General features: G+C 38.3%; 16 protein-coding genes and 1 pseudogene. 8 read left to right on the top strand and 9 right to left on the bottom strand.

Annotation, left to right across the window (positions count from 1 at the left end; all coding sequences use genetic code 11):
* Positions 1-11 precede the first annotated feature (11 nt).
* The 4 genes from P3L44_RS04100 to P3L44_RS04085 all read right to left on the bottom strand — a co-directional run bounded on the left by P3L44_RS04100 (position 12) and on the right by P3L44_RS04085 (position 4,644).
* On the bottom strand, positions 12-1,721 hold the full coding sequence (locus P3L44_RS04100) for a ShlB/FhaC/HecB family hemolysin secretion/activation protein (RefSeq protein WP_248467718.1): 1,710 nt from the start codon (positions 1,719-1,721) through the stop codon (positions 12-14).
* Between the two features lie 428 nt (positions 1,722-2,149).
* The gene (gene ccmB / locus P3L44_RS04095; protein WP_004914238.1) at positions 2,150-2,815 is read right to left on the bottom strand and encodes a heme exporter protein CcmB; all 666 of its coding nucleotides are present in this window, start codon (positions 2,813-2,815) and stop codon (positions 2,150-2,152) included.
* Entirely contained in the window at positions 2,800-3,432 is a 633-nt protein-coding gene (gene ccmA, locus P3L44_RS04090; protein WP_125893730.1) for a cytochrome c biogenesis heme-transporting ATPase CcmA, read from the bottom strand. The genes ccmB and ccmA overlap by 16 nt, the downstream gene beginning before the upstream one ends.
* Positions 3,433-3,465: 33 nt before the next feature.
* Positions 3,466-4,644: an ion channel gene (locus tag P3L44_RS04085; RefSeq protein ID WP_125893728.1), complete on the bottom strand. Its 1,179-nt coding sequence runs from the start codon at positions 4,642-4,644 to the stop codon at positions 3,466-3,468.
* A gap of 356 nt (positions 4,645-5,000) precedes the next feature.
* On the opposite strand from P3L44_RS04085, the gene cptA reads away from it, so the two are divergent.
* Positions 5,001-6,710, top strand: a complete 1,710-nt coding sequence (gene cptA / locus P3L44_RS04080) for a phosphoethanolamine transferase CptA (RefSeq protein ID WP_213912890.1) — start codon at positions 5,001-5,003, stop codon at positions 6,708-6,710.
* Between the two features lie 49 nt (positions 6,711-6,759).
* Here cptA and P3L44_RS04075 read toward each other — a convergent pair whose 3' ends face one another.
* Positions 6,760-7,446 (bottom strand): DUF421 domain-containing protein, encoded by a 687-nt coding sequence (locus P3L44_RS04075; protein WP_213912891.1) that lies wholly within the window; start codon positions 7,444-7,446, stop codon positions 6,760-6,762.
* A 301-nt stretch (positions 7,447-7,747) separates the two neighbouring features.
* On the opposite strand from P3L44_RS04075, the gene P3L44_RS04070 reads away from it, so the two are divergent.
* The 4 genes from P3L44_RS04070 (at position 7,748) to P3L44_RS04055 (ending at position 11,420) form a co-directional block, all read left to right on the top strand.
* A complete protein-coding gene (locus P3L44_RS04070) occupies positions 7,748-8,071 on the top strand; it encodes a hypothetical protein (protein ID WP_036958543.1) in 324 nt (107 codons plus the stop codon).
* A 143-nt stretch (positions 8,072-8,214) separates the two neighbouring features.
* Positions 8,215-8,655 (top strand): GNAT family N-acetyltransferase, encoded by a 441-nt coding sequence (locus P3L44_RS04065; RefSeq protein WP_140172144.1) that lies wholly within the window; start codon positions 8,215-8,217, stop codon positions 8,653-8,655.
* A gap of 71 nt (positions 8,656-8,726) precedes the next feature.
* Positions 8,727-8,993 (top strand): DksA/TraR family C4-type zinc finger protein, encoded by a 267-nt coding sequence (locus tag P3L44_RS04060; RefSeq protein ID WP_125893738.1) that lies wholly within the window; start codon positions 8,727-8,729, stop codon positions 8,991-8,993.
* A gap of 420 nt (positions 8,994-9,413) precedes the next feature.
* Positions 9,414-11,420, top strand: coding sequence for a BCCT family transporter (locus tag P3L44_RS04055; protein ID WP_125893718.1), 2,007 nt, complete (start codon positions 9,414-9,416; stop codon positions 11,418-11,420).
* Positions 11,421-11,529: 109 nt separating this feature from the next.
* Here the strand turns inward: P3L44_RS04055 and cdiI are convergent, their stop codons facing one another.
* Positions 11,530-11,658: a ribonuclease toxin immunity protein CdiI gene (gene cdiI / locus P3L44_RS22090; protein WP_410480046.1), complete on the bottom strand. Its 129-nt coding sequence runs from the start codon at positions 11,656-11,658 to the stop codon at positions 11,530-11,532.
* A 306-nt stretch (positions 11,659-11,964) separates the two neighbouring features.
* On the opposite strand from cdiI, the gene P3L44_RS04050 reads away from it, so the two are divergent.
* Positions 11,965-12,981, top strand: a complete 1,017-nt coding sequence (locus P3L44_RS04050; RefSeq protein WP_140172142.1) for a hypothetical protein — start codon at positions 11,965-11,967, stop codon at positions 12,979-12,981.
* Here P3L44_RS04050 and P3L44_RS04045 read toward each other — a convergent pair.
* Complete coding sequence (locus P3L44_RS04045; RefSeq protein WP_125895269.1) at positions 12,978-13,457, bottom strand: Hcp family type VI secretion system effector; 480 nt, start codon at positions 13,455-13,457, stop codon at positions 12,978-12,980. The two genes, P3L44_RS04050 and P3L44_RS04045, sit on opposite strands and share 4 nt — an antisense overlap.
* Positions 13,458-13,488: 31 nt before the next feature.
* On the opposite strand from P3L44_RS04045, the gene P3L44_RS04040 reads away from it, so the two are divergent.
* Positions 13,489-14,409 (top strand): tetratricopeptide repeat protein, encoded by a 921-nt coding sequence (locus P3L44_RS04040; RefSeq protein ID WP_140172141.1) that lies wholly within the window; start codon positions 13,489-13,491, stop codon positions 14,407-14,409.
* 340 nt (positions 14,410-14,749) lie between these two features.
* Here the strand turns inward: P3L44_RS04040 and P3L44_RS04035 are convergent, their stop codons facing one another.
* Positions 14,750-14,914: a hypothetical protein gene (locus tag P3L44_RS04035; protein ID WP_180359522.1), complete on the bottom strand. Its 165-nt coding sequence runs from the start codon at positions 14,912-14,914 to the stop codon at positions 14,750-14,752.
* Positions 14,915-15,008: 94 nt separating this feature from the next.
* Here P3L44_RS04035 and P3L44_RS04030 point away from each other — a divergent pair.
* Positions 15,009-15,275, top strand: a pseudogene (locus tag P3L44_RS04030) (choline transporter); the annotation flags it as partial.
* Positions 15,276-15,813: 538 nt separating this feature from the next.
* Here P3L44_RS04030 and P3L44_RS04025 read toward each other — a convergent pair.
* On the bottom strand, positions 15,814-16,173 hold the full coding sequence (locus P3L44_RS04025; protein WP_004905285.1) for a hypothetical protein: 360 nt from the start codon (positions 16,171-16,173) through the stop codon (positions 15,814-15,816).
* Positions 16,174-16,175: the final 2 nt, after the last annotated feature.

Here is a 16,175-nt window from a genome sequence, read left to right as displayed (position 1 = left end):
CCTGAGAGTCCTTAATAATTCCAGTTTACAGAGAAAGCAAAAGTGGCAGGGTCGGTTCTAAAACCATCAGGTTTAGAGAAGGGAGTACCGATAGATAAGTCATAACTCAAATTGGCAGGGGTTATTGCCCCACGTAGGCCAATCGCCCCACCCGCAAGGTGAGTCCCTAGATTCTGGTTAGTCCAACGCCCACTGATTTTGCCGTAATCAGCGCCAACGTAGAGCTCTTGAGCCGGAATAGGCAGTGACCATGACAAGGTGTTGCGAAGTGTCCAGCCTTCATCCGCACTGAGTGTGCGCTCACCATCAAAGCCGCGCACCGTCCAACGGTTACCAATACTAAATTGATCTTGAGGCGTTAAGGGACGGTCGCTTATTTGACGCGAATACTGGGTATCAAAACGCAACGATTGTTCGGCCACTGTGAAAGGGATACTAGCAGATGCGTTAAACTGCATCACTATCGCGAGGGCTGTCGCATAATCTTGAGAGTCTTTACGACGAAACTCTTCAAAAGCAGGCATAGCGCCAAACCAACGCGTCCCGTGTTGGTAACTTGCCCCCACATTAATGGTTGATTGCCCCACATACTGGCGATGGTTTAGACCTAACTTCCACGCTGTAGTGCGCCGTTTTTGATTTTCAATTTCAGTGTTTTGCACAAAGTTACGGGTTTCGCGCAAATTCAGATCATAGGTCGCGGTGGTTTTCGCTGTGGCATCACGGTAAAGCACATTGCTCAGTTGCAAATTCAAGCTTTTACTTTTACCGCGATATTCAATATCACTATTTGCACCAGCAATAGTTTGAGTGTATTCATAATCACTCGCGGTGGTGGCAAACTGCCAATAACCAAATGGCACCGAGTAGTGCGCGCTGTAGTTGGTGGTGTCTTTATCGCTAGAAAAGCTTAAATCGCGAGTCGCTGTAAGATAGAAAAGATCGCTGAGAGAAGTCGGGTTATCCAATGCAAGCATCACGCCCGCTTGGTTTTTACCGGTACTTTTTGAACCCGTATTATCCACCCACGCGCCCGCATGCCAATAGCGTGATTGCTGACGGTTGATCACAATTTGGGTTTCACCCGGGCCATCACCGGGGATCATTTCCATCGATGCTTGTACAGTTGGCAAACGTTGTAGGTTTTCTAAGCCTTGCTCAATATCCCTCAAATCCAATAAATTACCTGAATGGGCTGGCATTGCGGTATACAGCGTACTGTATTGTGATGAGTCATCAGTAAAAATGACTTTTTGTACTTTGCCTGGCATGACAACTAATTGCAGAACGCCTGTTGATAAATCTTGTTCAGGAACCAATACACGACTGGTGATCCAGCCGTGGCTAATCAGCCGATTTTGTACGTCAGTGACTAATAAATTGATGCCATCAACACCAATACAATGACCAACAGCCTGACCCGCTAGCCTTTCTATAGGTACCCAATGTGGGAAAGTATCTTGTCCACTGACAATAACCTGCTCAATTAAAAAACAAGGGGTCTCTTGCGGAAATTGCAGACGTGTTTTTGCAATGGAGGCAGATAAGTTCACATCGGGAGATTTTGCATCAAACTGCTGTTGTAACGTTTGTTGCTGATGCGTTTGACGATTGAACAAGTTATCTGTGTTATCTGGTTTCAATAATGACGCTTTTGCAAGAGCAGGAAAACAAAAGGCAAAACAAATTGATCCGTTCAGTAAGGTACGTATATTAAGCATTAGTTTTTTTTAATAATTTGGATTTAGATTAAGTTAATATACGCAACTTTACATACTTTTTCTTAAATAACAATCCAATTGCTTCGCATTTTTTGTTAATTGTCTACTTAATTTTAAAATAACCAATCACTTTCAATAAAAATAAAATAATCTTATATATCAGTTGATTACAAAAATAAAAACAAGTTTAACTTGTAGGGAATCTTTTATTCAAGCCAAATAAACATCAAAAATGTACCTTAAGGCGTAATTTTTAGTGACTAAAAATCAAATAGTTGTAGTGCTCTCTCCCTTATAAAGAGTAAAGAAAATCTAACCAATTACATTTGAAATAAATTATTACAACTTTATAAAAAAGAAGGTAGGAAAGATCGGTAATTAGGGCATACCGACGCCCTAATTACCCATTGATGAGAAGAGGTGAGCGGCTAACTATTGCTAATATTAAGTTTCAACGCAGCAGCTATCGCAAGTGGCGAAAAAGTAATACTGGCGGCAAACAGCGCTGCGAGAATGGCAAAATAGCCATCTAGCGGCATTTTAAAGCTATGCGCCTCCATTGTACCTGTTGCATAGATAAGCACAGGAATATACAGCGGTAAAACTAGCAGGCTGACTAAAACGCCACCTTTTTTTAAAGAAACCGTTAATGCCGCACCTATCGCGCCAATAAAGCTTAATACTGGCGTCCCCAGTAATAACGTACCGGCTAGCACCAATAGCGTATCTGCGCTAAAAGACAACATTAATGCAGCAACAGGGGATAGCAAGATCAAGGGCAGCCCAGTGACTAACCAGTGTGCAATGACTTTAGCAAAAACGGTAATAAATAAGGGATGTGGGGCCAAAAGTAGCTGTTCAAGGGAACCATCGAGGTAATCATCCTTAAATAAGCGCTCTAGCGATAACAGCGAAGACAAAATAGCGGCAACCCAAAATACCCCGACCGCAATACGTGCTAATAACTGAGGTTCAGGACCAATACTAAGAGGAAATAGTGTGATAACAATTAAGAAAAACCACAACGGGTTAACCAATTCAGAAAAACCACGAAAAGCAATTTTAAGTTCTCTTTTAATTAATAACCAAAACATGTTTCAACCCCACCCGTCAGTTTTAGTGAGCCAAATTGCCCTGACATCGCTTGGTGAGAGGTAAACAAAATAATCCCCCCTTGCTCTGCATGTTGATGAAAACGTTCTGTTAAACGCGCCACTCCCGCAACATCAATTGCAGTAAAAGGCTCGTCAAGTACCCACAGAGGGGCTTCGCTAAGCCATAACCTCGCTAAATTAACACGCCGCTGTTGGCCCGCAGACAATTGACTTACAGGGATATCTTCATAACCAATTAGCGAAACTTCCTCTAAAGCGGCCCAAATACGGTCACCTTCACTGCTTTTATTATGCATTCGGTAATAAAATTTGAGGTTTTCATACGGGGTCAATAATGATTTCACTGCGGGTTTGTGCCCTAAATAAAGTAGATGACGCGTAAACTCTTCTTTCAGTTTTTCAATCGATTGATTATTCCAACAAACCGCACCCTCATCAGGTTTTAATAGCCCCGCCATCATGCGTAACAAGGTGGTTTTCCCCGCACCATTAGGCCCTTCAACTTGCAAGATCTCACTGGGCTGAACGGTAAAATTTAGCTGGTGAAATAGAACCCTATTTTGCCGAAGGCAACTCACATCTTGAGCACTTAGCATGCAGCACAATTCCTGTTGTTTTTATTTTAAAGGTTAGCTTTTTGCAACTTTGTTCAACAGCATATCACTAATCGAGTCGCTCGATATTGCTTCACCGCAAAGCACTTGCATCAAAACCTCTGAACCTAGCGTAGATAATGAAAACAACATATCAGGCTTAAGTAAGCGAACTTTATCCATATTGCTTTCTTGGTTAATTAACACCACGGTTTTTACCGAGCTACCTTCCCCTGCTTGCTCTTTCACTCCCAATAAAGCGAAAGTACTGAGCGAATCGCTATCTGTCATCACTAACACACACTTTGCATGTTTAACATTAGCTGCGGCGAGCAATTCGGAACTGGTTGGGTCACCGGTCACAATATTATCCTTTTCAGGGTAATGGCTGCGATGGTTTTCTTGGCAAATCACGGCCACCGGCAGTTCTCGGTTTTTCAGCCCTTGATAGACATTGACGGCCATTGGTGTGCTACCAATCACCACATAATGATTTTTCATATAAGAAAACCTCTTACGCACGATTTCTTTCGTACCTTTAGCTAACACCCCAACAATATAAACCACTGAAGTGGTAAAAATTGTGATCCCTAAAATAATCACTGTCACTGTGAATACACGCGCATCAACCGTAACCGGGACAATGTCACCAAACCCGACCGTTGTCATGCAGACTAAAGCAAAATAAAAGGCCGTTGTGCCGTCTTTAACGACTGGTGAAAATTCATCACCAATATATAAAGTACCAAAAATGGAATACAACAATAATGCAATAATACAGGTTATTGCCACAAACCCGGCACTGGTTAAGCTATGGTGATGATATAGCTTCCAAAAAAGGCACAAAGCAACCAATAAAAAGAGGGAAAAATAACCTTGATGTATGTTTTCTTGTGTTAACCGCAGGTCAACAAATGAAATAATCCCAAGTAAAAATAGTGAAAACACCCAAGCGATACGGGCTCCGTTAACCATAAATAGCGATAGGAAAATCAGTGAAATTCCCAATAAAAATCGCGGGATATCCAGCAATTTCATAAAACCCAGTGATTTCAACCACTGTGTTAGCCCAGACTCACGCCAATCAATATAGTCGGTGTAAGCGCTTAACACGGGTTTTAAAATCATTGCGCCATCAATAATAATTAGCAATGAAAGAAGCACCCTAATTGATAGGGGTGATTTCAAAAAAGCCACAAATGAGTTATCTAACATGTATTGCTCTCACCCTTCACGCAGTGCATTCACCAAATTTTCTTATATACCATAAATAGGTCAAAGGATAGTATCAATGGCGTAAAGACGATAACAAATGCACGAGCTATTTTACTATTTTGGCTAATAGCGAGCCAAACATCGTCTATAATGGAATATCACGAAAACTGCCATAAACATCAAACATGTTCTTTGAAAAAACTTGAATAAACATAACATTACAGAATGATTAAGAAATTATTAATTATAAAGAATATATTTTGGAACTTAAACTACGTCTTTATATCTAAAAATCGATTTCTCAATTATTTTTCAATTCGACTTAACAATAATAGAAAACAAGAGTTTAAAAACCTATGAGTAACACTACACACTCGGAAAAATTTAGCTGGGCCTCGCTGTTCTGGTTATTGATCTACTTTTGGTATTTTTCATCCCTATTACAACTGTATGTGCTAGTAACAGGGCAAAGTAATTCTATTGGCCTAAGAGATTCACTACTCTATAGCTCTCTTTGGTTGGTTCCTGCCTTACTATTTCCTAAAAAAATTAAGCTAGTTGCAGGGCTGATTGGGATTGTTTTATGGCTTTCTTCGGTTGTTGCTCTCGCTTATTTTGTGGTTTATGGGCATCAAATATCCCAAAGTGTCATGTTTGTGATGTTTGAAACCAATACCAATGAAGCAGGCGAATTCCTTAAGCAATATTTTAGCTTCGAAGTGTTAGGTGTCATACTCGCCTACACTGTCGTTGCAATCTTCCTTTGGACACGCCTGAAACCAGTCACATTACCAAAACCAGGACGCATCGGTATTTCGTTGCTGATTTTAGTTATTTTGTTCGGAATTCCTTATTATAACAAAGGCATTAAACAAGACCGACCAATAGCTAATGTCGCGTCTTATTTAAATAGTAAGCTCGCCTATGCTGCACCATGGCAGTTTGTGAGTGGTTACCTTTTATATAAAAACCAGCTGGCAAACATGGAGGAGTTAATCCGCGACAACAGTAAAATTCCACCATTAGAAAACTTCGTCGATGCAAACGGTGACACTCCCCGCACATTTGTGTTGGTGATTGGTGAGTCCACTAGCCGAGATAGGATGAGTCTATATGGCTATTCGCGCCCAACTACCCCTGAGTTAGATGAGCTAGCTAACGATTATCCTGCTAATTTATCCGTATTCAATGATGTTGTGACGTCGCGACCTTATACTATTGAAGCACTACAGCAAATTCTGACGTTTGCGACACAAACAGAGCCTGAACTTTTCAATTCACGCCCTTCTATCATGAACATGATGAAGCAAGCAGGTTTTAAAACGTTTTGGATCACTAACCAGCAGACAATGACTGAGCGTAATACCTTGTTAACGGCGTTCTCTCGCCAAACAGATAAGCAATATTATTTGAACAATGACATGGCGCAAAGCTCACGTATTTATGATGACGTGGTTTTTTCTCCATTCAAGGAAGCGCTTGCAGACCCTGCAGAAAAGAAATTTATTGTTGTTCATCTGTTAGGGACACATATGCGCTATGAATTCCGTTACCCGGAAGATAAAGCTATTTTCAAAGATAAAGACAGCGTGGTTCCTGCTAATCTAAATGATGACGAAGTAAAAGATTATAACGCTTATGATAACGCGCAATATTATAACGACTATGTTGTTTCAACATTAATCAAGGACTTTGATTCTTCAAAAGAAAATGGTTTTTTGGTATTTTTCTCAGACCACGGTGAAGATGTTTATGATACCCCGCCCCATGAAATGTTAGGCCGCAGTGAAGGTAAGCCAAGTAGGATTATTTATAATGTACCTTTCCTTGTTTGGCAATCACCTGAGTGGTTAGCGACACATCAATTTGATTTAAATGATAAAACAGCCCGACCATTCAGTAATATGGACTTTATCTATGCGTGGTCTGATTTAGCAGGTTTAAACTATACCGGGTTTGAACCCGAAAAAAGCCTGTTTAATGAGGCATTTAAGCCTCAGCCTCGTTATATTGGTGACCCAGATAATAAATCCTCATTAATGCTTTATGATGATTTAAAACAATAATTAGGTCTCTGTCGGTGAAATGTTATCTGCATTTCACCGACTTATTCATTTAAGCTATAACTTTCAGATGCTGTGTACCCTTGCGGTTTATTTTACCATCCCGCAAAATAAACGTGACTTCACCACGCCAAAACTCAGCTAAAAAAATATCGTTTATTGATTCAATACCTTGTAATTCAATTTGTTGCATTAACCAAGCCTCATCCCTTTCAATGGATTCCAAATCATAGTTTCTAATAACCCCTTCCTTTATCAGGATCACTGATGGCATATTTTTTTCATCACAAATAATAGTTAGCTGCCCATCAGGTTCTATTTGTGCATAATAAATTTCTTGAAAGGAATGAATGCCTTGTGCATGAATTCGAGATGAAATATTGATAAGGTCTATCTTATTAGCCTTCTCTAAAATATTTTCCATTATAAATTGGCCTTTTTTAATAATGGGTATGGGATTACCAATCGCCACATTACGAAAAAAGTTAAATTTTTTCGTTAAAAAGTTCAAAATACTAATAAACAAGACGCCGATAATTAAAATAGTCACATATTGATACAGTGGGATAGTATCGCTGTAAATCACCCCACCAATAATGCCCCCTAAGACAAAATTACCAATAAAATCAATAGGAGTCATTTGGGAAAGCTGTGTTTTCCCCGATAGATTCATATGAGTGATAACAATGGCAAAACCGATAATAAATTTTAAAATAATCAACGAATAATAGTACGCCATAATGCTATTCCTTTATTTTCTAAGCCATACATTTGTTTTCATTATTTATTTAATAATAAGTTTAATCAGTTTAGCTTGATTCTCTATCTTTTATAACTCTATAGCATGGAACAAGAGATGACTTTCCAAAAAAAAGCATTCACTTGAGTTTACAATCAAAAAAAATATAACGATTTCAGTTTTTTACCTAATTATTTTATAACTCACTTAATTTCAACTATAGTTAAATATACACATTGGCGATTATGCCAATATCGAGCTTCAATAACATTTTTACCAGCATCGTGCTAAGGATATGTTTATGAATATAAAACTCATCACTTCACTTCTTTTCGCGGGAATTGTTACAGTTATCGTAGGTTGTGATGACTCATCCAAACCAAGTGACACCGTTAAACAAGCTGAAGAAAAAGCCCAGCAATTAAAAGAAGATGGTGAACAAAAAGCTGATGAATTAACGAAAGATGCGCAAAATAAAGCTGAAGAGTTAAAACAAAATGCGTCAGAACTGAGCCAAGAAGTTAAAACGGATGCGATTAATAAAGCTGACGAAGTCGCAACCGATATGAAAGAAAAAACGGAATCGCTCAAAGCAGAAAATGACGCAGAAACCAATAAAAAATAATTTTCCGCTCAGTTCCCTTCAAGAATGTGGGCTTTAAATGCCTGCATTCTTATTTGGTGCAAAAAAACAACAAAACCCACCTAACTCTTTCTCCATTCCACGATATAATTATGTTTCTTATTCGCTAGCTACCAGGAAAACTAATGCAAATTAAACATAGCATGGGGTACACAAACCCAGAACTCCTTACTGATGCTTTCAACCTGCGCCAACAAGTTTTTACTCAAGAACAGGGGTTTCCCGCTGATATCGATGTCGATGAATATGATGAGTCCGCATTACATGTCGTTTTGTATTTAGATGGGCAGCCAGCTGCGGTATTACGTTGTGTGCTACTTGACGATAACCTCATCAAAGTAGGCCGCGTAGCAGTTCAAAAAACACATCGCGGTAAAGGACTTGGACGTGAATTAATGACATTTGTAGAGCAATATGGTCGTTCCCATCATTACAGTAAGATCACACTCTCTGCACAACATACTGCCATTAATTTTTACCATACTCTTGGATATCAAATAGAAGGTGAAATGTATGATGAAGAGGGAATGGACCACATTTACATGACATTATCTTTAGAGCAATAATTGCCCTTGAATTAAATTTTCTTACCTCTATATTGATATAAGGTCAATATTCAATCAAGTCGAGGTGAATGATGGCAAATGGCTGGGCAAATGAAGATGCGGTTCAAGAACAAATTGATGCCACTCTTGATGATGCGGTAGCGAAAGCGCGTCGCCAATTACACTCCGGTGAAAGCGCTGAGTTTTGCGAGGAATGTGGGGCGGCTATTCCTGAGGCTCGCCGTTTAGCATTATCGGGTGTTAAATTCTGCATTAACTGCCAAAATGAATTAGATAAAAAACAATCTGCATTTAGTGGCTACAACCGGCGTGGCAGTAAGGATAGTCAATTACGCTAATTACATTTTCCTTCCAATTTATCTGTCGTTTTTACTTATCTAGTCCTCACTTTCACTCATTGACGTTAACTTATTGGTAAAACATGTAAATATTACATTGTTAATTATTAATTAAATGATAATTAACATGATATTTCCATACTCATCTTAATCTTATTTCCCCGTTTATATTGATCATTCATCCATATCATGGCAGTATAACCGCCTATTTTTTAACTGATGAGGGTAAGAAAAGCTCGGATTTTTATTACTATATTAGGCAGTTTAGTCTGTCATCAACACCATATTATTGTTCTTTCTATTTCGTTTCCTTAGGGAACTTTTTCATCATTATTCACTGTTTCATAAAGAAGGACAGCTCGCTGCATACTTTGTCGATATCGGTATGCCAAAAATAAAATAAAACAAAAGAAGGTTGTTATGAGTCAAATTGATACTGATTCTAAAAAAATTCGTTCTAAAATAAGTCCCCCTGTGTTTTATAGCTCTGCCATCATTATTCTGGTTATTGTCGGCTTTGCCGCTTTAATGCCAAAAGTCGCAGAATCTCATCTAAGTCATCTTCAACAAAATTTATTTAATAACGCTAGCTGGTTCTACATTCTTGCTGTCGCTATTGTTCTTCTGAGTGTGACTTATCTGGGACTCTCTCGTTATGGGCAAATAAAATTGGGGCCAGACCATGCCCAACCTAATTTTAGCTATGTGTCATGGTTTGCTATGCTTTTCTCCGCTGGTATGGGAATTGGGCTCATGTTTTTTGGGGTAGCTGAACCTGTAATGCATTACCTCAATCCGCCAGTCGGTGAACCACAAACCGTTGAAGCTGCTAAAGAAGCGATGCGTTTAACTTTCTTCCATTGGGGGTTACATGCTTGGGCTATCTATGCCATTGTCGCATTAATTTTAGCATTTTTTAGTTATCGTCATGGCCTCCCGCTGACCTTACGTTCCGCTCTGTATCCTATTATAGGGGAGCGTATTTATGGCCCTATTGGCCATGCAGTTGATGTGTTTGCTGTTGTTGGTACCGTATTTGGTGTCGCGACCTCATTAGGGTTTGGCGTATTACAGGTCAATGCTGGGATGAACCATTTATTTGGTTTACCCGTTAATGAAATGGTACAAGTCGGGTTAATTATTGCTTTTACTGGTTTAGCGACTATTTCTGTCGTCTCAGGATTAGATAAAGGGATCCGTATTTTATCCGAGCTAAACCTTGGCTTAGCATTTCTATTATTACTCCTTGTGGTTATTTTAGGTCCTACTGTATTACTATTAAAATCTTTTGTAGAAAATACGGGCGGTTATTTATCTGAAATAGTTAGTAAAACGTTTAATCTTTACGCCTATGAACCCAAATCAAGCAGTTGGTTAGGTGGTTGGACGCTACTGTACTGGGGATGGTGGTTATCCTGGTCGCCATTTGTCGGTATGTTTATTGCCCGTATCTCTCGCGGCCGTAGCATTCGTGAATTTGTTATGGGAGTACTATTTGTCCCCGCAGGTTTCACATTGATGTGGATGACATTCTTCGGTAACACAGCGATTGATCTAATTAAAAATAAAGGTGCAACACTATTAGCTGAAACCGTTCAAGCAGACGTGTCTCTCGCTTTGTTTGAATTCCTTAATTATTTCCCGTTCTCATCAGTTTTATCTTTTTTTGCTATGTTGATGGTTATCGTATTCTTTGTGACCTCAGCTGACTCAGGTGCAATGGTTGTTGATACACTAGCCTCTGGCGGCGATTCCAACACGCCAGTTTGGCAACGTATCTTTTGGGCAGGTTTAATGGGTGTTGTTGCCATTACAATGTTATTAGCCGGTGGATTGCAAGCCTTGCAAACACTGACTATTGCTAGCGCACTTCCATTTGCAATCGTACTATTAATTTCTATTTATGGGTTATTTAAAGCGTTACGCGTTGATGCCTATAAACGCGATAGCCAGCAATTAGCAACGATTGCTCCTACAGCGAGCCGTAACCCTATTCCATGGCAACGACGTTTACGTAACATTGTCTATTTCCCTAAACGTGCACATGTTAAACGCTTTATGGAAGAATCTGTGAAACCATCGATGGAAATGGTCTCTGAAGAACTGGCTAAGCAAGGTACGGTATGCCATATCCATACCGATAAAGATGACCGAATAGGTTTTGAGGTCGATTTAGGCGACGATATGAACTTTTTATACGAAGTTCGCCTTCGTTACTATATTCAACCATCATTTGCGTTATCGGGTATGGGGACTGAAACAGATGAAGAAAAGAGCGAAGAACAACGCTACTATCGCGCTGAAATTCACTTAAAAGAAGGTGGGCAAGATTATGACGTGATGGGCTGGGCAAAAGAGCAGATCATTCACGATATCCTAGACCAATATGAAAAACACATTCATTTCTTACACTTATTAGGCAAGTAGTCCAAAAAAGAAGCATCACCTAAAATGTGTCGAATAAGAATTCACAGGCGGCTAAAATTATAGCCGCCTGTGTTTATTCAATTATCTATTAATGCGATAGAATCCTATTTTATGACATTTGCATTTTTGATAATAAATTACTGACGCTAGCTAAGTCTTCAGGATGAACTTTTAAATATTTTTCACAAGCTAATCTGACATAGTAGAAGAAAGTTTTATCCCTCAAATAGACAGACATGACAAAATGTCTTTTTCCTAATTGATTCGGTTACCATCCGCGTTGACTTGGTTGGTTAAATCGTTAATCACCACAAAACAGGTTTATGTTTTTCTACGATTTCAGTGTGTTTTCGCATTCAATCCCAGTGTTGCTAAAAACGCGCTGAGGCGGTTTTATGATGTCTAACGGGTGTTTTAGACACTAAGTTCGCCTGTTTAACATAATAGGCCTTATGATAATCAATGAACACGAAGTTAAATGTATCCATTTAATTCTCTTTCATTTATGATTTAAGTTTGACTTAAGGATAAGGTAAGAAATTGTATGCAGTGTGGGGATTTAGAGTGGTTTTACTGTCATAACGGTCAAATCATCGATGCAAATAAAGCCCAAAAAAAACGGTTCGCTATCTTTGAAAAAATAAAACGTGAGCTTCAGAATGCACATAATCGTTCAAAAGATTGCTTACCCCCGACAGGATTAGATGAATCGATTTATTATCGGTGTGAAGGTAATCCCCCAACTGTTGATAATGCGTTAAATAATCCCTGGGTGAAAAGAGTCGAAGATTTCGGTGTGACATCCGCTAAGGGTGTCAAAAGAATAGAAGATACCGCTGCGTATCTTGGTGTTTTGCCCCCTCCGTTGATGGGAATGAACTTTCTGCTTAAATCTCGAATTTCTAGAAATCCTCGAGTCATGCAAGAAAATATTGAGGCGATTTATTTATTACGATTTATTAATGACCCCTATGAGAATCTTTCTGAGGTCGTCAATATTATTATTGACTCAATCGTTAACCAAATGCCACCAACGCGAAAACAAAAATTATCTGATTATATTCAAATGGTAAAGACGCAATCTAATCAAAATCAAATAATTAACTTTGAAGATAGATTTAATGTCAAACGGGACATAGATGTAGGAGTTAAAAATTTTGCTATCGGCGTTGGCGCTGAAGTTATGACCGAATCGAAAATTCGTAATTTTATTGTCACCGCGATAATCACTCGGATTGTTGCCGCGATTGTTTCAAAGCATCGATCTTTTTTTAAACCGTTCGGCGGTCCTAAGAAGGTGATAAGTCGAGCCGTTATCGTGGCAACGATTATATACAGTTATGGAACGATTGAGAAAATGTCTGAAGCGGCCAGAAGGCTAAAAAATAAAAATCGCGCCGTCTATGACGCAATGGATAAGAGTCAAATCACCATGGCATATTATTTTGTTGAAGAGGAATTAAGCCCGTTAATCACATTGGCAGCTAGCCCAAGCAATGCCGCGAGTGATGATGCTTTTGTTGCTGAAATTCGCCATTTAATCAACAAGTATAAAAATTAAAAGACGCTATCATCGGAGATACTGTAGCCCGATGTGCCCGCCATTATTTGAGCGGTTGTAATATCACGATATCGAATCGTCAGCCGCTCTTCAGGCTCAATATCATTACGTAAAATATTGTTTGGACATTGGTGTGAGTAGTCAACAATAGAGGCCTCGTTTAATTTTACCGTGAAATATTTTTCAATTCCGCCATTTTGAGCTGTGCGATAGTAATCGAAAACCAGATTGAGGATTTCATTATTTGAAACGGCAATTAACAATAACGGCGATGATTTATCTATCAGTTTGGTGAATTCTACGGGTTGATGCGACAAGTTTTGAGCTCGAGATACGGAAAAGTTTAATTCGGTGACAAAAATCGAGTCTTCTTTCCCTATTTGAAAACGGTTTCCGATTGAATCCAGAGTTCCACAACCACGTGATATCAACCCTTGTTGTTTCCCTTCTAATGTGAGATAGATTAAATTAGCCATTAATAAGTCCATTTGTAGGTAAATTTTGGTTATGTTAAACAATAAATTCGTAGTCGTCACCTTATTCTTAGTCTTATGCAACCCTGTATTGGCTCATGCTGAATCCGAGGTTAAATGCATCCCCGAAGAAATGAACTTTGTAGCCTGTGAGACCTTGGCTCAAAAAGGGGATGACGATGCCTTAGTTATGGTGGGGCGTTTTTATGAAACGGGCACTGGTGTGAAAAAAAATCTCGAAAAGGCAGAAGAAATTTATCAGCAACTTGCGGATAAAAACAGTGCGAGAGGGACTAATCTGTTAGCTATGCTCAAAGAAGATCAAGGAAAAAAAGAAGAGGCTATTGAGCTTTATCTAAAAGCTGCAAAATTAGGTTCATCCTCAGCAAACAATAATTTAGGAATGTTATATGAATTAAATCATGATTATGTTAAAGCAAAAGAAATGTATGAAATAGCCATTAAAGAACATAATTCCAGTTATGCCATGATGAGTCTGGGAGATTTATATAGTGATGGTCTTGGAGGAGAAAAAAATACGGAGTTGGCTGAGAAGTGGTATAAGGAATCGATACAATCAGGTAATGATTACGCGATTACACGGCTAGGTATGTTGTATGGAAATTTAGAAAAATATGATGAAGCAATAAAATGTTATGAAATTGCCATAAAAAAAGGTGATCCTGTGGCTATGAACTCTATGGGATTATTATATAAATATGGTTTTGGCGTAAAACGCGATATCAATAAAGCGGTTGAACTTTATCAAAAATCAGCTAGCAAAGATGAATTTAGTGGATTGGTAAATCTTGGATTAATGTATGAGGAAGGACTCGGTGTACCCCAAAATTATGAAAAAGCTGTCGAATTATATCAAAGAGCTTATCAACTAGGTTATGAAGATATCCAAAAGCGCATTGATTTCTTAAATAAAAACTTCATAGAAAAAGAGTAATTAATGTCTGAGTTTAACATAAAGGTGCTAAAGCTATCCAACGCTGTGGCTCCAATTTAGTAATGTCAGCTCTGAGCTAAGTTAAGATGTCCTTCACGTAAGCTCACCATTATGGGGCTCACATGGGCGGCTTATAGGGCGAATTTTTTACATTGGAAGATGTGAAACGGCTAAATGTGATTCAAGATGCAATAGACCAACGCCTGCCTACCAAAATGGCTGCATAACGATTAAGTATATCCGCACGCCAGTGCCAGTAACAATGTCACAATGTCACAATGTCACAATGTCACAATGTCACAATGTCACAATGCGAAATATGACGAAAACAAATTGGTATTCAAAATAATTCGAGCTCTAGCAAGGCGGCAATTGAGGATAGTTTAATATCACGGCCTGAAAGTGCAATAATTTTGTCTGTGGATTGAAGGTTAGCCGACTGCAAGTCAATATCACGGGCCGCATTTAACGTAATATTACCATTTGCGATGAGTTTAAAACGCAACTTGAGCCTCGCATTATTGCCGCTGTTGCTGATTGTGATATAGAAACCGACTGCTCTGTTATTTAAATCATGTGGGAAGGACTGGTAATTTAGCTTTGAAGTCGATTTAGGCGACGATATGAACTTTTTATACGAAGTTCGCCTTCGTTACTATATTCAACCATCATTTGCGTTATCGGGTATGGGGACAGAAAGTGATGAAGAAAAGAGCGAAGAGCAACGCTACTATCGTGCTGAAATTCACTTAAAAGAAGGTGGGCAAGATTATAACGTGATGGGCTGGGAAAAAGAGCAGATCATTCACGATATCCTAGACCAATATGAAAAACATATTCATTTCTTGCACTTACTGGGTAAGTAGTCCCAAAAAAGAAACATTACCTAAAATGTGTCGAATAAGAATTCACAGGCGGCTAAAATTATAGCCGCCTGTGTTTATTCAATTGTCTATTAATGCGATAGAATCCTATTTTATGACATTTGCATTTTTGATAATAAATTACTTACGCTAGCTAAGTCTGGTAAGATTTTAGCGATCGTATCTTCACATAATATTTCTTGAGTATTACCCTCTACTTGTAAATACCATTTCATTCCAATCTCTGAGGTTGATATTGTTTTTATAGACGAATTTCGACTAAAGTAATTAATAGTAAAATCAGTTAATCGTTTTGCTAAATATCTACCACTCACAAGAAGAAGTTGATTTTCGGGGTCTGCTCCCCATTATAGGTTCCACACCGGAACCCATCATGGATACAAGGAGTTAAAATTCATTAAAAACAATATATTAGACTTATTTTTAACTAGTTAAGTTCACTGTACCACTACACTCTCCATATAATATTTAGGATATTTAAATTAACGCCACAATGAATGAATAACTATTAAATTTTACGCTAATTCGTTTCTTGATTAACTATAGAATTATTTTGTGGACCTGACCAAGTTAGTTGATCTTTTAACTCATCAGGTACTAAAATAAATAACATTTTAATATATTCTATATTTTTTGAGTAAAGCACACTGATTTTCGGAGTGCAATTTTCATAATAGTATTTAGCTTGGTAGTTTAAAAATGATATATCACTACTAGTGAACTCATTCGTTAGAATTTTATTTGGTAAGTTATGTATTAGCTCAGATTCATAATAACATGATAAATCCTTAGATTTTATTTTTTTATCCTGAGATTGAATATTTCTTATGTATGGAAGGATCCAAAATAACATGTCTACATATATTTCATTTTTTGTCATGA

Source organism: Providencia sp. PROV175 (assembly GCF_032707045.1).
In the GTDB taxonomy this organism is placed as follows: Bacteria; Pseudomonadota; Gammaproteobacteria; order Enterobacterales; family Enterobacteriaceae; genus Providencia; species Providencia hangzhouensis.
Note: the sequence above shows the minus strand (reverse complement) of the source record. Positions and strands in the feature narration are given on the sequence as shown.

What these genes read in the sequence shown, in the direction of transcription:
- ccmA (WP_125893730.1), bottom strand. Translation starts at nt 3,432, where the DNA reads ATGCTAAGTGCTCAAGATGTGAGTTGCCTTCGGCAAAATAGGGTTCTA.
- P3L44_RS04100 (WP_248467718.1), bottom strand. Translation starts at nt 1,721, where the DNA reads ATGCTTAATATACGTACCTTACTGAACGGATCAATTTGTTTTGCCTTT.
- P3L44_RS04075 (WP_213912891.1), bottom strand. Translation starts at nt 7,446, where the DNA reads ATGGCGTACTATTATTCGTTGATTATTTTAAAATTTATTATCGGTTTT.
- P3L44_RS04070 (WP_036958543.1), top strand. Translation starts at nt 7,748, where the DNA reads ATGAATATAAAACTCATCACTTCACTTCTTTTCGCGGGAATTGTTACA.
- cdiI (WP_410480046.1), bottom strand. Translation starts at nt 11,658, where the DNA reads ATGTCTGTCTATTTGAGGGATAAAACTTTCTTCTACTATGTCAGATTA.
- cptA (WP_213912890.1), top strand. Translation starts at nt 5,001, where the DNA reads ATGAGTAACACTACACACTCGGAAAAATTTAGCTGGGCCTCGCTGTTC.
- P3L44_RS04065 (WP_140172144.1), top strand. Translation starts at nt 8,215, where the DNA reads ATGCAAATTAAACATAGCATGGGGTACACAAACCCAGAACTCCTTACT.
- P3L44_RS04045 (WP_125895269.1), bottom strand. Translation starts at nt 13,457, where the DNA reads ATGGCTAATTTAATCTATCTCACATTAGAAGGGAAACAACAAGGGTTG.
- P3L44_RS04040 (WP_140172141.1), top strand. Translation starts at nt 13,489, where the DNA reads ATGTTAAACAATAAATTCGTAGTCGTCACCTTATTCTTAGTCTTATGC.
- P3L44_RS04055 (WP_125893718.1), top strand. Translation starts at nt 9,414, where the DNA reads ATGAGTCAAATTGATACTGATTCTAAAAAAATTCGTTCTAAAATAAGT.
- ccmB (WP_004914238.1), bottom strand. Translation starts at nt 2,815, where the DNA reads ATGTTTTGGTTATTAATTAAAAGAGAACTTAAAATTGCTTTTCGTGGT.
- P3L44_RS04050 (WP_140172142.1), top strand. Translation starts at nt 11,965, where the DNA reads ATGCAGTGTGGGGATTTAGAGTGGTTTTACTGTCATAACGGTCAAATC.
- P3L44_RS04025 (WP_004905285.1), bottom strand. Translation starts at nt 16,173, where the DNA reads ATGACAAAAAATGAAATATATGTAGACATGTTATTTTGGATCCTTCCA.
- P3L44_RS04060 (WP_125893738.1), top strand. Translation starts at nt 8,727, where the DNA reads ATGGCAAATGGCTGGGCAAATGAAGATGCGGTTCAAGAACAAATTGAT.
- P3L44_RS04085 (WP_125893728.1), bottom strand. Translation starts at nt 4,644, where the DNA reads ATGTTAGATAACTCATTTGTGGCTTTTTTGAAATCACCCCTATCAATT.